We start from the raw sequence: 12,982 nt of genomic DNA on the forward strand, positions 1-12,982 counted from the left end.
CGACGCCCCGGGACCCCTCCAAGATGTTGCTGAACTCCGCACGAGACTTTCTGCGCCTGCTGGCCGAACGTTTCGTCGCCACCCGCTGCCCGCAAGTCGCCGGAAGCCTCGCCTTCACGACGCTGCTCGCGATCGTCCCGCTCGTGACGGTGATCCTCGCCCTGTTCAGCAACTTTCCGGCCTTCGCGCGCGTCGGGGCGTCGCTGCGCGCGTTCCTGCTCGAAAACCTGCTGCCCGAGCGCGCCGGCCAGATCATCGCGACCTACGCATTCGAGTTCTCGCAGAAGGCCGCGGGGCTCACGCTGATCGGCATCGCCCTGCTGGTCCTGACCGCGCTGATGCTGCTGCTGACGATCGACCGGGTATTCAACAACATCTGGGGCGTGCGTCGCCCCCGCCCGCTGTTGCGCCGCCTGATGGTGCATTGGTTCGCGATGACGCTCGGGCCGCTCGCACTCGGCGGCATCGTGCTGGCCACCGGGCACGTCGTCGCTACGTCGATCGCGCTCGCCGGCGAAGGCTCGCTGATCGGCGATTTTTCCGCCCGCCTCGTCCCGCATGTGCTGCTCGCATCGCTGTTCAGCGTCCTCTATTACGTCGTGCCGAACCATCCGGTGCGCGCGCTCCATGCGCTGGCCGGAGGCGTCGCCGCGGCGGTCGTCTTTCTGCTGATGCAGCGCTCGTTCGGCCTCTTCATCGCGCGCATCCCGACCTACACGCTGATCTACGGTACCTTCGCGGTGGTGCCGATCTTCCTCGTCTGGCTCTATCTTTCCTGGGTCGTGATCCTGCTCGGCGCCGCGCTGTCGGCGACGCTGCCGGGTTTTTTCGAGCGCACGCGGATCCTGCCCGCATTCCCCGGATACCGCGCATGGGCCGCGCTGAACATCCTGATCACCCTCGCTGAAGGGCAACGCGCCGGCGTCGCCTCGTCGTTCGGACCGCTGCAGGGCTCGGCGCGCGTCGCCAGCAATGAAGGCGAGATCCTGCTCGGCGACATGTGCGATGCCGGTTGGGTCGTGCGCACTGAAGACGGCGGCTGGGTCCTCAGTCGCGATGCCGACGACATCCGCGTCGCCGCGGTCGTCGGCCGCTTCGCGCTGTCTCCGTCGGACTGGCTCGCGGCCCCGGGCGCAGAGGGCGCGAATCTCGTCGGCCAGCGCCTCGCCGAGGCGCTTCGTGCCGCCGACCTCCCGCTCTCGTCGCTGGTCGCGAAATCTGTCGCGCCGATCGCGCCGGCTCAGCCCGGATAAGGGTCGATTTCGTACTGGAACAGTTCGACGTTCGCCGTCTGCATGTCGAGGCTGAGCACCCGGGCCTGCGCGACGTAGACCCGGTCGCCCTCGTGGACGAGGGAAAATCCGCGCGAAGTATAAGTACCGGCCGGCGCCAGAATCGCCTGATTGCGGCGCAATGCGGCCTTCGGCGGAAGGATCAGCGCCGGAACGGTCATGCGTACGTCGCCGCCGCGGAAGCCGACCGCGACGGGGGTGCACGACTGCGCGATGAGCTGGAGCCCGAGTTCCGCCCGGTCCGGCTGGTCGCTGCGAAGCCAGCGCACGAGGCAGATCGACCAGGGCTGCCCAGCGTCGCGCCGCAGCGCGATCGGCATGCCCGCGGAAAGCGTTCCGGCCACGCCGGCGACGGCCATCACCGCGTAACCGCCCGGGCTCTCGTTGTAGACAGTCCATTCGACGATGCCGGACGAATCCGCACCGCGCCGGTTCGCGTCCCAGATCGCCCGCAAGCCGGCGCAGACCTCGACGGTGTACTGCTGTGCGCGGCGCGATTGAGCCCGGTTCGGCGGCGACGCCCAGCGGTCGCGCATCCGCTCCAGCAGCGACAGCGCCTCGGCCGGAGTCAGGCCGACCGGCAATCCCTCCGCGTCCGGCATCAGCAATTCGGTCCCGCCGCGGCACTCCCCCTCGGTCTCCGCGTCGGCCATTCTGGCACTGAGCCAGGCGACATGGCTTGCCGCCCGACGAGATACGCCGTGGGCGGAAAAATAGAGCAGACCTGCTACCGCCGGTGAACTCTCACGCACCATCGCAACCGGCCCCGCATCCGCGCCGGCGTCGATCCAGAAAGCCGACGCGGTCGGCTGGAGCGGCGTGCGGGAGACGTCGGCCGCGCCGGCCGCGGCCTCGAGATAGTCGTCCGACCAGGCGAGTTCCCTTGCGGTCAGACTCTCCGGCTGCAGCGCCGCAAGCGCGAGCAGGCGCTTGAAGTCGAGCGCGGCGGCGTCCCGCTCGCCCTCGGGCTGCCCGTCGGCCCCGCCGTCGCCGGCGCTGTCAGCGAACAACCGGTACGCCCGCGACCAGAGCCCGGACGGGACGACCCCGCCGCCCATCGCGGACACCAGGAACGCCTCGCGGACGAGCCGCAGCCCATGCGACACGAAAGCCGACGGATCCTGGCGCCGGGCGAGGACGCGCCTTTCGCCGATTGATTCGGCGAGGCACAGGAAGAACCCCGCGAGATCGAGCATCGCAGCGACCAGTTCGACCGAAGCGACGTTCAGCTGCCGAGGCAGCGGCAGCGCCACATCGAGCAGACGCGGTTTGAAGCGATCGCATGCATCGAGCGCCCTCGCCGCCAGTTGCTCGACACATTCGCGGCCCTCCGCGGACGACGAAATCGACGCCGGAAGCGACGTGAGGTGCCCGCGCAGCGCGGTAAGGTCCGCGACCGGATCCGCGTCCGGTTCGGCAGCGAGCCACTCCAGGACAGGGAGGAGTTGCTCGGAAACTGATTCGCGCAAGGGCATTCGGAGGTCGGTCGCGTGCGGGAGGTCGCGTGCATTCTATTCAAGATTCACGCGCTTGGGCGCCGGCCTTCACCCCCGCCTCCGATCGCGATCCGCACCGCACAGGACGACGCGCTGCACGCCGCGCTTGTCCAAGCCCCTCGATTACCCTACAATCACCGGCTTTTCGCATACCAACTCAGGACACCCAAATGGTCGTCATTCGCCTTGCCCGTGGTGGCGCCAAAAAGCGCCCGTTCTACAACATCGTCGCCGCCGACTCGCGCAACCGCCGCGACGGCCGTTTCATCGAGCGCGTCGGCTTCTACAACCCGATGGCTGCCGAATCCGAGAAGGGTCTGGTGATCAACGCTGAGCGCCTCGAGTACTGGAAGCAGAACGGCGCGCAGCTGTCGCCGAGGGTGCTCCGCCTCGCAAAACAGGCCGCAAAAGCCGCGGCCTGATCGACTCTCGCGGTCATGATCATCCTGGGGCGCATCGTCGCCCCTTTTGGCGTCAAGGGCTGGGTCAAGGTCCATCCTTTCGGGGATGATCCGCTGTCCTGGCGCGAGATGCAGGACTGGTGGCTTGCCGATTCGGCCGATGCGCCCGAGTCGGCGTGGCAGGCGGTCAAGCTGACCGGCTTCAAGGAACATGGCGCCGGACTCGTCGCGTCGTTCGAAGGCATCGGCGACCGCAATGGGGCGGAGGCCCTTCAGGGCCGCTACATCGGCGCGCCGCGCGAAGCCCTGCCAACGCCCGACGAGGACGAATACTACTGGAGCGACCTCGTCGGCATGACGGTGACGAACCAAGCCGGCGAGCCGCTGGGAACCGTCCAAGCATTGATGTCGACCGGCGCCCACGACGTCCTGCAGGTTCGCGACGGCGACGAAGAACGGCTGATTCCGTTCGTCGCCACGTATGTGCTGGACGTTGACCTCGCCGCGCGGACGATCCGGGCGGATTGGCAAAAGGATTGGTGACGCCAGCGTGAACACGACAGCCGCCGCGAGGCGCTTCGATGTGATCACGCTGTTTCCGGAGATGTTCGCAGCGCTGACCGCGAGCGGCATCACCCGGCGCGCGCTGGATCGCGGACTCTACGAGATCGCGTTCCACAGCCCGCGGGATTTCGTGTCGGATCCGCACCGGACGGTGGATGACCGTCCCTACGGCGGCGGGCCCGGCATGGTGATGATGGCCGAACCGCTCGAGAAGGCGATCGGCCGGGCGAGAGCCGCGCAAGAGGAATTACGGGGCGCCGCCGGCCGCGTGATCTATCTGTCGCCGCAGGGGCGGCCGCTGGATCACGCGAAAGTGCTGGAACTGACCGCGCTACCCGCGCTGACGCTGCTGTGCGGGCGTTACGAAGGCGTCGATCAGCGGCTGATCGATCGCTGCGTCGACGAGGAAGTGTCGCTCGGCGACTTCGTGCTGTCGGGCGGGGAACTCCCCGCGATGGTGCTGCTCGACGCGATCGTGCGCCAGTTGCCGGGCGCATTGAACGACGCCGAATCGGCGCAGGAAGACTCATTCGTGGACGGATTGCTCGACTGCCCGCACTACACGAGGCCGGAGATCTACGAAGGGGAGCGCGTGCCGAAGGTGCTGCTCTCGGGCAATCACGCCTCGATCCGTCGCTGGCGGCTGAAGCAGGCGCTGGGGACGACATCCCGCCGGCGGCCCGATCTGCTGGCGGGACGCAAGCTGAGCAAGGAAGAATTGTCACTGCTCGAGGAATTCGGGCAGGAGCAAGAACGGGCTGAAGGCGGCAGCAGCGTCTGAAAACCCGAATACAAACCGCATGCATCAGGCACTCGTCCTGCTCTGCACGCAAGGCCAAGCGCCATTGAATCGACAGGAGTCGTACATGAACCTGATTCAGCAACTGGAACAGGAAGAAATCGCCCGCCTCACCGAAAACAAGACCATTCCGGCATTCGCCCCCGGCGACACCGTCGTGGTGCATGTGAAGGTGAAGGAAGGCACGCGCGAGCGTCTGCAGGCCTACGAAGGCGTGGTGATCGCGAAGCGCAACCGCGGTCTGAACTCCAACTTCATCGTTCGCAAGATCTCGTCGGGTGAAGGCGTGGAACGTACGTTCCAGACCTACTCGCCGCTCGTCGACAAGATCGAAGTGAAGCGCCGCGGCGACGTGCGTCGTGCGAAGCTGTACTATCTCCGCGACCGTTCGGGCAAGTCCGCGCGTATCAAGGAAAAGCTGAACTACAAGGCCTCTGCCGCGAAGAACAGCTGATCCACGCTTCGGCTCGCAGTATGACAACGGACCCGTCAGGGTCCGTTTTTCGTCGACGACAACCGCGCTGAATCAATCGAAAACCCGGAAGGAAACCTGGCGCGCCGGGCCCGTTTTTCGTCGACCGCGGTCAGCCAGGTCGGCCGCACCGTCCGGTCCCCGAACCGGAACCCCGCGCACGGCTCATCGGCGCTCGACCCAGAACAGCATGACTGCGGCGGCGGCGAGGAAAAGCAAGCTCGGAGTCAGCGCGGCCAGTGCGGGATGCCAGCTGTTGATCACCCCGAGGTTCGAGAACAGCCCGTTGAGGAGGTAAAAACCGACGCCGAGCATGACGCCGAAGAAGACTTTCACGCTCACGCCGCCCATCCGGTCATGCCGGAACGCGAACGGCAACGCGAGCGCCATCATCACGAGCGCGGCGAACGGATAGACGAGCTTCTTCCACAGCGCGATCTCGTAGCGATCGGCGTTCTGCTGGTTTTCGCGCAGGTGATTCACGTACGCGAACAACGTCGTCACCGACATCCGCTCGGGCACGACCATCAGCACGCTGAGCACGTCGGGCGTGAGATCCGAACGCCAGTGAAGTTCGGGCACCTCGACGACGTCGGTATGGTCGCCGAGAAATCTCGTCTGCCGCACGCCCTCGAGCCGCCACCCCTGCCTGTCCACGTCATACCGGGCGGTGGCCGCCTCGCTGATCGATAACAGCGCGTGACGCTCGTCGAACACGAAAATGCGCACCTTCTCCATGCTGCGGTCCGGCAACACCGTCTGCACGTTCACGAAGCGCGGCCCGTCCTTGACCCACAGCCCGGAGCGCAACTGGTTCGAGACCGAGGATTTCGTCGCGGTCAGGCGCCATTGCTGCGCGGCGCGTTCGGCCGGCGGCGCGATGTATTCGCCGAAGACAAAGGTCATGACGACGAAGAGCGCCCCGATGCCGGCGAGGGTCCGCAGCATCCGCGTCGTCGACACGCCCGAGGCGCGCATCACGGTGATCTCGGAGTGGCGTGCGAGCGTCGTCAGCGCGTAGAGCGTGCCGATCAGCACCGCGACCGGCAGCAGCTCATACACGCGGCCCGGCAGGATCATCGCGACGAAGATCAGCGCGTGATGCAGTTGGTAGCCGCCCTCGCCGATCGCATCGAGCTCGTTGATGAAGTCGAAAAAGGCGAACAAGCCGAGGAAGGCGCCCAGCATCAGCGCCGTCGCCCCGTAGATTTCGCGCGCGAGATAGCGCGTCAGGACCTGCGTCATGCGCGGACCCGCCAGAACGGCGACACCGCGAGCCGCCGGTAGAACATCAGCGCGAGCACCGCGAGCACGACGAGGTGCGGCAACCACACGGCGATCTCGAAGCGTAGGCGTCCCTGCGACACCCATGACTGGAAGACGCTGATCGCATTGTTGTAAACGAGATAGGTGAGGACGGCAAAAATCAGGTTGTTCGTGCGGCCGGCGCGCGGATTGACGAACGACAGCGGAATCGCCATCAGCGCCAGCAGCAGCGCCGACACCGGCGTTCCGATCCGTTCGAGGAGCTCTCCGAGCGACCGCGGTGTCGGCGTTTGCAGCAGTTGCGATGTCGGCAGCGTCCGGGTGCGCGCCGCCGCGCTCTCCGCCTTGCGTTCCTCCACGAGGATCGAATAGCTCTCGAACTCCAGCACGCGGTACTCCGGCGACCCGGGCGTGCCATCGTAACGGCGCCCCTGCTCGAGCACGACGAAGCGATCGCCGTTGGGGTCGGTCCTCAGCGAACCTTCCGCCGAGACGACGACGCCCAGCTTTCCGTCCTTTTCGCTCGCGACGAACACGTTGCGGACCTTGCCGTCCTCCTCCGCCCCCATTTCGACGAAGAAGACGCGCTGACCCGCGCTCGACTCGCGGAACACGCCCGGCGCGATACGTGACGTGTCGTCGCGCGAGTCGATCCGCGCCTGATATTGCTCGCTCTTCTGGTTCGCCCACGGTGCGAGAAACAGCGTGACGCCGCTGATCGCGAGGACGACAGGCAGCGCGAACTGCAGCACCGGGCGGATGAACGCGGTCAGCGGAAGGCCGGATGCGAACCAGACGACCATCTCGGAGTCTCGATACGACCGTGACAGCGACAGCAGGATCGCGATGAAGAGCGTCATCGAAAGGACGACCGGCAAGCGCGCGACCGCGCCGAAACCGATCAGCGCGAAGACCGCGTCCGCGGGCACGCGCCCTCCCGCAGCCTGTCCGAGCAGGCGGATCAGGACGACGCTGACCAGGATTGCGAACAGCGCAACGAAGACGCCGGCGGCCGACTGGGAGAACTCACGCTGGAGGGCGCGGCGGAAGATCATCGCGCAATGACTTCGGTATGCGTTGGGGGGAGCGATTTTGACGGGTTCGTCGCGGACGGGCCATAATCGGCGGCGATCGGATGACGCGTCTATCAAAGGAGCAGCGCGTGGAATTTACCATAAAGACCGGAACCCCGGAAAAACTGCAAACCGGCACTCTGGTCGTCGGCGTTTTCGCCGGCGGCACGCTCGACGGCGCCGCGCTGGCGCTCGATAACGCGGCAAATGGCAAGCTCGCGGCCATCCTCGCGCGCGGCGATCTCGACGAGAAAGCCGGCGCGACGCTGATGATCCACGACCTCGCGGGCAGCGCCAGCGAGCGCGTGCTGGTCGTCAGTCTCGGCAAACAGGACGAATTCGGCGACAAGTCCTGGCGCGACGCAACCACCGCAGCGGCGAAGGCTCTCGCGTCCAGCCCCGCCGCCGACGCCGCGGTCTGCCTCGCCGACAGCACCGTTCCCGGCCGGGACATCGATTGGGGGCTGCAGCAGCTCACGCGGGCGATCGCCGACGGCGCCTATCGTTTCGACGCGACAAAATCGAAGAAGGACGAAAAGCGCCGCGGCGCGACGAATATCGTCCTGCTGACCGCCAACCGGATTTCGGCCGGTATGGACGCCGCCGTCAGGCGCGGCCGGGCGATTGCGGAAGGCATGGCGCTGGCGAGAGACCTCGGCAACCTGCCGGGCAACTTCTGCACGCCGACGTATCTCGCCGAGACGGCTCTCGCGCTGGGCAAGCAATACAAGCTCAAGGTCGAGGTGCTCGAGCGCGACGACATGGAAAAGCTCGGCATGGGCTCGCTGCTGTCGGTCGCGCGCGGCTCGCATCAGCCGCCCAAATTCATCGTGATGCGCTACAAGGGCGCGAAGACGAAAGACCGGCCGGTCGTGCTCGTCGGCAAGGGCATCACGTTCGACACGGGCGGCATCTCTCTGAAGCCCGGCGCCGAAATGGACGAGATGAAATTCGACATGTGCGGCGCCGCGAGCGTGCTCGGCACGTTCAAGGCGATCGCGGCCATCGGCTTGCCGCTCAACGTCGTCGGCATCATCCCGGCGACCGAGAACATGCCGGGCGGCGGCGCGACGAAGCCGGGCGACATCGTCACGTCGATGAGCGGCCAGACGATCGAGGTCCTCAACACCGACGCCGAAGGCCGGCTGATTCTGTGCGACGCGCTGACCTATGCCGAGCGGTTCAACCCGGCGTGCGTCGTCGACATCGCGACGCTCACCGGCGCGTGCGTCGTCGCGCTCGGCAAGATCGCGAGCGGGCTGCTCACGAACAACGACGCGCTCGCGCGCGAGCTGCTCGACAGCGGCACGAGCTCCGGCGACCGCGCTTGGCAGCTGCCATTGTGGGACGAGTACCAGGAGCTGCTGAAAAGCAACTTCGCAGACATGGGCAATATCGGCGGACGCTACGCCGGCACGATCACCGCCGCCTGCTTCCTCGCGCGATTCACGAAAGCGTACACATGGGCGCACCTGGACGTCGCCGGCACCGCGTGGGTGTCGGGCGACGCGAAAGGGGCGACCGGACGGCCGGTGCCGTTGCTCGCGGAGTTCCTGATCGGCCGCTGCCGGAGTGCCGAGGCCTGACGCCGATGGCGACGCGGGTGCAGTTCTATCACAACGCCGAGCACCCGCTCGCGCTCGCCTGTGAATTCGCCGCTCGCGCATTTTCGGACGGCCGCAAGGTCGCCCTGCGCGTTGCCGACGAGGCCATGGCCCGCGAACTCGACCGGCTGTTGTGGAACTTCGATCCGCTGGAATTCGTCCCGCACGTGATGGTCGACTCGCCGCTCGCCGCGGAAACCCCGGTCGTGATCGGCCGGGCCGACACGCCTCTACGCTGGCCGGAAACCGACGTGCTGCTCAACCTCGCCGACGACATTCCCGAGGGATTCGAGCGTTTCCGGATGCTCGTCGAGATCGTCGGGCAGAGCGAGGCGCAGAAGCTGCCCGCGCGCGCGCGGTGGAAGCACTACAAGCAACAGGATCTGCGGCTGCAGGCGTTCGATGCGGTGCGTCGGGAGGCGCTATGAGCACGTGGGCAGCGGGTCCGGGAATCGAACCGGACGACGATCTGAAGGCGGCCGACGAGTTGCTCGACAAGGCGGACGCGCTGCTGCGCCGCCACCACCGGAGCACCGAACCGCCGGAACCGGACGTTTTCGTCGCGCTCGAGGACGAGGACCTGCCGGTTCTGACCGACGTCGTCGACCCGTCCGAACTGTCCGCGGCCGCGCTCGCCCCGCCGCCGCCCGTCGAAGCACCGACCGCCCCCTCGCACACCGAGCGGAACCGGCTCGCCGAACAGCTCGTCGGGCTCGACACCGAAATCTCGCGCGAAGTCGAAGCGTGGTTCGCGACGGAGTTTCCGCAACTGCTGTCGCGCGAACTCGACAAGTTCTCCGACCGTCTGCAGGAAGAAACCCTCGCGCACTTGCGCGCGACCTTGCTGCCAACGCTTTCCGAGCGGATTTCGCGCCGTCTCGAAGACGAATCGGGCGATTCGCACTGAAGGGTGCCCGGTTTCGGGCCCGTTCCCGCAGTGCCGTCCTCACGGTTTCGCCGCTCCGGGCGCCCCTCGCCCATCCGCTATAATCCGCGCTTTGCCTTCTCGCCCCGAGCACACCATGGAATTGGCCAAGAGTTTTGAGCCCGCGGACATCGAAGCCCGCTGGTATCCGGAATGGGAATCGCGCGGCTATTTCGACGCCGGCCTCGACAAGTCGAACCCCGAGGCGTTCTGCATCCTGCTGCCGCCGCCGAACGTCACCGGCACGCTGCACATGGGCCACGGCTTCAACCAGACGATCATGGACGCGCTCACGCGCTACCACCGCATGCGCGGCTTCAACACGCTCTGGCAGCCCGGCACCGACCACGCCGGCATCGCAACGCAGATCGTCGTCGAACGCCAGCTCGACGCGAAAGGCGTCTCGCGCCACAACCTCGGCCGCGAGAAGTTCGTCGAGAAAGTGTGGGAGTGGAAGGAATACTCCGGCGGCACGATCACGCGCCAGATGCGCCGCCTCGGCACGTCGCCCGACTGGAAGCGCGAGCGCTTCACGATGGACGAAGGCCTGTCGAAGACTGTCACCGAGACCTTCGTGCGGCTCTACAACGAAGGGCTGATCTACCGCGGCAAGCGGCTTGTCAACTGGGACCCGAAGCTCGGCACCGCGGTCTCCGACCTCGAAGTCGTGTCCGAGGAAGAGGACGGCTTCCTGTGGCACATCACCTACCCGTTCCCGGAGGGGCCGATCGGTGAACTGAAGGGTCTGACGGTCGCGACGACGCGTCCCGAGACGATGCTCGGCGACGTCGCGGTGATGGTGCATCCGGAAGACGAGCGCTACGCGCACCTGATCGGCAAGACCGTACGCCTGCCGCTGTGCGACCGCGACATCCCGATCATCGGCGACGACTACGTCGACCGCGAGTTCGGCACCGGCTGCGTCAAGGTCACGCCGGCGCACGACTTCAACGACTACGCGGTCGGTCTGCGCCACAAGCTGCCGATAATCAGCATCCTGCGGCTCGACGCGCACGTCAGCGACGACGCGCCGGAAAAATACCGCGGCATGGACCGCTTCGCCGCGCGCGAAGTCATTGTGCAGGACCTCGATGCGCTCGGGCTGCTCGCCGGCATCAAACCGCACAAGCTGATGGTGCCGCGCGGCGACCGCACCAGCGCGGTCATCGAGCCGATGCTGACCGACCAGTGGTTCGTCGCGATGAGCAAAGGCGGCGCGGACGGCCAGAGCATCACCGAAAAGGCGCTCGAATGCGTCGCGTCGGGCGAGATCCGCTTCTACCCGGAGAACTGGGTCAACACCTACAACCAGTGGCTCAACAACATCCAGGACTGGTGCATCTCGCGCCAGCTGTGGTGGGGCCACCAGATCCCCGCCTGGTACGCCGACGTCGAAGGCGACACCCGCGTGTGGGTCGCACACGACGAAGCCGAGGCGCAGGCGCTCGCGGCGAAGCACGGCTACACCGGGAAGCTGCGCCGCGACGAGGACGTGCTCGACACGTGGTACTCGTCGGCGCTGTGGCCGTTCTCGACGCTCGACTGGACGCCCGAGTGGCCGGCGAAGTCGAACCCGGCGCTCGACCTCTACCTGCCGTCGTCGGTACTCGTGACCGGCTTCGACATCATCTTCTTCTGGGTCGCGCGCATGGTGATGATGACGAAGCACCTCACCGGCAGGATCCCGTTCCGCGACGTCTATGTGCACGGTCTGATCCGCGACGCCGAAGGGCACAAGATGTCGAAGTCGAAAGGCAACGTGCTCGACCCGATCGACCTGATCGACGGCATCTCGATCGACGCGCTCGTCGAGAAGCGCACGTTCGGCCTGATGAATCCGAAGCAGGCGCAGAGCATCGAGAAGAAGACGCGCAAGGAATTCCCGGAAGGGATCGGGGCGTTCGGCACCGACGCGCTGCGCTTCACGTTCGCGTCGCTCGCGACGCCGGGGCGCGACATCAAGTTCGACCTCGCACGCTGCGAGGGCTACCGCAACTTCTGCAACAAGCTGTGGAACGCGACGCGCTTCGTGCTGATGAACACCGAAGGCCACGACTGCGGCATCGATGCGGCGGCGGGCAGCGCGGCGTGCAATGCGGCGAACCTCGACTTCTCGTTCGCCGACCGCTGGATCGTGTCGAAGCTGCAGCGCACCGAGGCCGACGTGGCGCAGCACTTCAAGGACTACCGCTTCGACCTCGTCGCGAAGGCGATCTACGAGTTCGTCTGGGACGAGTACTGCGACTGGTACGTCGAACTCGCTAAGGTCCAGATCCAGAACGGCACCTCCGCGCAGCAGCGCGCGACGCGGCGGACGCTGTTGCGCGTGCTCGAAACCGTGCTGCGCCTCGCGCATCCGCTGATCCCCTTCATCACCGAAGAGCTGTGGCAGACGGTCGCGCCGCTCGCCGGCCGCAAGGACGTCGAAAGCATCATGCTCGCGCCCTACCCGCAGGCCGATCTCGGGCGGATCGACGAGGCATCCGACGCGAAGATCGCCGAACTGAAGGCGATCGTCGGCAGCTGCCGCAACCTGCGCAGCGAAATGGGCATCTCGCCGGCGCAGAAGATGCCCCTCGTCGCGGCCGGCGATGCCACCACGCTGTCGGCGTACGCGCCCTACCTCGCCGGCCTCGCACGGCTGTCGGAAGTCACCGTCGTCGAGGACATCGGCGCCGCCGAGCTCGCGCCGGTCGCGGTATCGGGCGCGTTCAAGCTGATGCTGCGCGTCGAGATCGACATCGCCGCGGAGCGTGAGCGCGTCGCGAAGGAGATCGCCCGCCTCGAAGGCGAAATCGCGAAGGCCGAAGGCAAGCTCGGCAATGAAAGCTTCGTCGCCCGCGCCCCCGCGGCCGTCGTCGAACAGGAGCGGACCCGCCTCGCGGGTTTCAGGGCGACGCTGGAAAAATTGCGCCCCCAGCTCGAGAAACTCGCGGACCGCTGAGCCGCAAGCGCCAACGACACGGGCCGCCCCCTGACGGAGCGGCCCGTGTCGTTTCCGGGATCCTCGATATGAAAGCGCTGGCGCTCCCGCGCGCTGCCGCGACTCCCTTGAGCGCTCGCATGGAATACCGGCTGGAACGTCCGTCG

12 protein-coding genes are annotated in these 12,982 nt (G+C 66.7%); 9 read left to right on the plus strand and 3 right to left on the minus strand.

Annotated features, from left to right (window positions below):
- Positions 1-23: 23 nt before the first annotated feature.
- On the plus strand, positions 24-1,253 hold the full coding sequence (locus V6M37_RS09720) for a YihY family inner membrane protein (RefSeq protein ID WP_332672712.1): 1,230 nt from the start codon (positions 24-26) through the stop codon (positions 1,251-1,253).
- On the opposite strand, the gene V6M37_RS09725 is transcribed toward V6M37_RS09720, so the two are convergent.
- Positions 1,241-2,767 (minus strand): hypothetical protein, encoded by a 1,527-nt coding sequence (locus tag V6M37_RS09725; protein ID WP_332672714.1) that lies wholly within the window; start codon positions 2,765-2,767, stop codon positions 1,241-1,243. The two genes, V6M37_RS09720 and V6M37_RS09725, sit on opposite strands and share 13 nt — an antisense overlap.
- Positions 2,768-2,958: 191 nt before the next feature.
- Here V6M37_RS09725 and rpsP point away from each other — a divergent pair, with 191 nt between their 5' ends.
- The 4 genes from rpsP (at position 2,959) to rplS (ending at position 5,006) form a co-directional block, all read left to right on the plus strand.
- Positions 2,959-3,210 carry a 30S ribosomal protein S16 gene (gene rpsP / locus V6M37_RS09730; protein WP_332672716.1) on the plus strand — a complete coding sequence of 84 codons (252 nt, stop codon included), beginning with the start codon at positions 2,959-2,961 and terminating at the stop codon, positions 3,208-3,210.
- A gap of 15 nt (positions 3,211-3,225) precedes the next feature.
- Entirely contained in the window at positions 3,226-3,732 is a 507-nt protein-coding gene (gene rimM / locus V6M37_RS09735) for a ribosome maturation factor RimM (RefSeq protein WP_332672718.1), read from the plus strand.
- 7 nt (positions 3,733-3,739) lie between these two features.
- Positions 3,740-4,534 carry a tRNA (guanosine(37)-N1)-methyltransferase TrmD gene (trmD, locus tag V6M37_RS09740; protein WP_332672720.1) on the plus strand — a complete coding sequence of 265 codons (795 nt, stop codon included), beginning with the start codon at positions 3,740-3,742 and terminating at the stop codon, positions 4,532-4,534.
- An 85-nt stretch (positions 4,535-4,619) separates the two neighbouring features.
- Positions 4,620-5,006, plus strand: coding sequence for a 50S ribosomal protein L19 (gene rplS / locus V6M37_RS09745; RefSeq protein WP_332672722.1), 387 nt, complete (start codon positions 4,620-4,622; stop codon positions 5,004-5,006).
- Between the two features lie 183 nt (positions 5,007-5,189).
- Here the strand turns inward: rplS and lptG are convergent, their stop codons facing one another.
- Both lptG and lptF read right to left on the minus strand, forming a co-directional pair.
- The gene (lptG, locus tag V6M37_RS09750; RefSeq protein ID WP_332672723.1) at positions 5,190-6,269 is read right to left on the minus strand and encodes an LPS export ABC transporter permease LptG; all 1,080 of its coding nucleotides are present in this window, start codon (positions 6,267-6,269) and stop codon (positions 5,190-5,192) included.
- Positions 6,266-7,345, minus strand: coding sequence for an LPS export ABC transporter permease LptF (gene lptF, locus V6M37_RS09755; RefSeq protein ID WP_332672724.1), 1,080 nt, complete (start codon positions 7,343-7,345; stop codon positions 6,266-6,268). The genes lptG and lptF overlap by 4 nt, the downstream gene beginning before the upstream one ends.
- Before the next feature lie 107 nt (positions 7,346-7,452).
- Here lptF and V6M37_RS09760 point away from each other — a divergent pair, with 107 nt between their 5' ends.
- The 4 genes from V6M37_RS09760 to V6M37_RS09775 all read left to right on the plus strand — a co-directional run bounded on the left by V6M37_RS09760 (position 7,453) and on the right by V6M37_RS09775 (position 12,836).
- Positions 7,453-8,949 (plus strand): leucyl aminopeptidase, encoded by a 1,497-nt coding sequence (locus tag V6M37_RS09760; protein ID WP_332672726.1) that lies wholly within the window; start codon positions 7,453-7,455, stop codon positions 8,947-8,949.
- Between the two features lie 5 nt (positions 8,950-8,954).
- On the plus strand, positions 8,955-9,395 hold the full coding sequence (locus tag V6M37_RS09765; protein ID WP_332672728.1) for a DNA polymerase III subunit chi: 441 nt from the start codon (positions 8,955-8,957) through the stop codon (positions 9,393-9,395).
- Positions 9,392-9,874 carry a hypothetical protein gene (locus tag V6M37_RS09770; protein ID WP_332672730.1) on the plus strand — a complete coding sequence of 161 codons (483 nt, stop codon included), beginning with the start codon at positions 9,392-9,394 and terminating at the stop codon, positions 9,872-9,874. Before V6M37_RS09765 ends, V6M37_RS09770 begins: the two co-directional genes overlap by 4 nt.
- A gap of 115 nt (positions 9,875-9,989) precedes the next feature.
- Positions 9,990-12,836 carry a valine--tRNA ligase gene (locus tag V6M37_RS09775; protein WP_332672732.1) on the plus strand — a complete coding sequence of 949 codons (2,847 nt, stop codon included), beginning with the start codon at positions 9,990-9,992 and terminating at the stop codon, positions 12,834-12,836.
- The last annotated feature ends 146 nt before the right edge of the window (positions 12,837-12,982 follow it).

Origin of the sequence: Aromatoleum sp. (genome assembly GCF_036675785.1) — a bacterium.
GTDB lineage: Bacteria > Pseudomonadota > Gammaproteobacteria > Burkholderiales > Rhodocyclaceae > Aromatoleum.

Coding starts and splice junctions, on each gene's coding strand:
- V6M37_RS09720 (WP_332672712.1), top strand. CDS start 24: ATGTTGCTGAACTCCGCACGAGACTTTCTGCGCCTGCTGGCCGAACGT.
- V6M37_RS09725 (WP_332672714.1), bottom strand. CDS start 2,767: ATGCCCTTGCGCGAATCAGTTTCCGAGCAACTCCTCCCTGTCCTGGAG.
- rpsP (WP_332672716.1), top strand. CDS start 2,959: ATGGTCGTCATTCGCCTTGCCCGTGGTGGCGCCAAAAAGCGCCCGTTC.
- rimM (WP_332672718.1), top strand. CDS start 3,226: ATGATCATCCTGGGGCGCATCGTCGCCCCTTTTGGCGTCAAGGGCTGG.
- rplS (WP_332672722.1), top strand. CDS start 4,620: ATGAACCTGATTCAGCAACTGGAACAGGAAGAAATCGCCCGCCTCACC.
- lptG (WP_332672723.1), bottom strand. CDS start 6,269: ATGACGCAGGTCCTGACGCGCTATCTCGCGCGCGAAATCTACGGGGCG.
- lptF (WP_332672724.1), bottom strand. CDS start 7,345: ATGATCTTCCGCCGCGCCCTCCAGCGTGAGTTCTCCCAGTCGGCCGCC.
- V6M37_RS09765 (WP_332672728.1), top strand. CDS start 8,955: ATGGCGACGCGGGTGCAGTTCTATCACAACGCCGAGCACCCGCTCGCG.
- V6M37_RS09770 (WP_332672730.1), top strand. CDS start 9,392: ATGAGCACGTGGGCAGCGGGTCCGGGAATCGAACCGGACGACGATCTG.
- V6M37_RS09775 (WP_332672732.1), top strand. CDS start 9,990: ATGGAATTGGCCAAGAGTTTTGAGCCCGCGGACATCGAAGCCCGCTGG.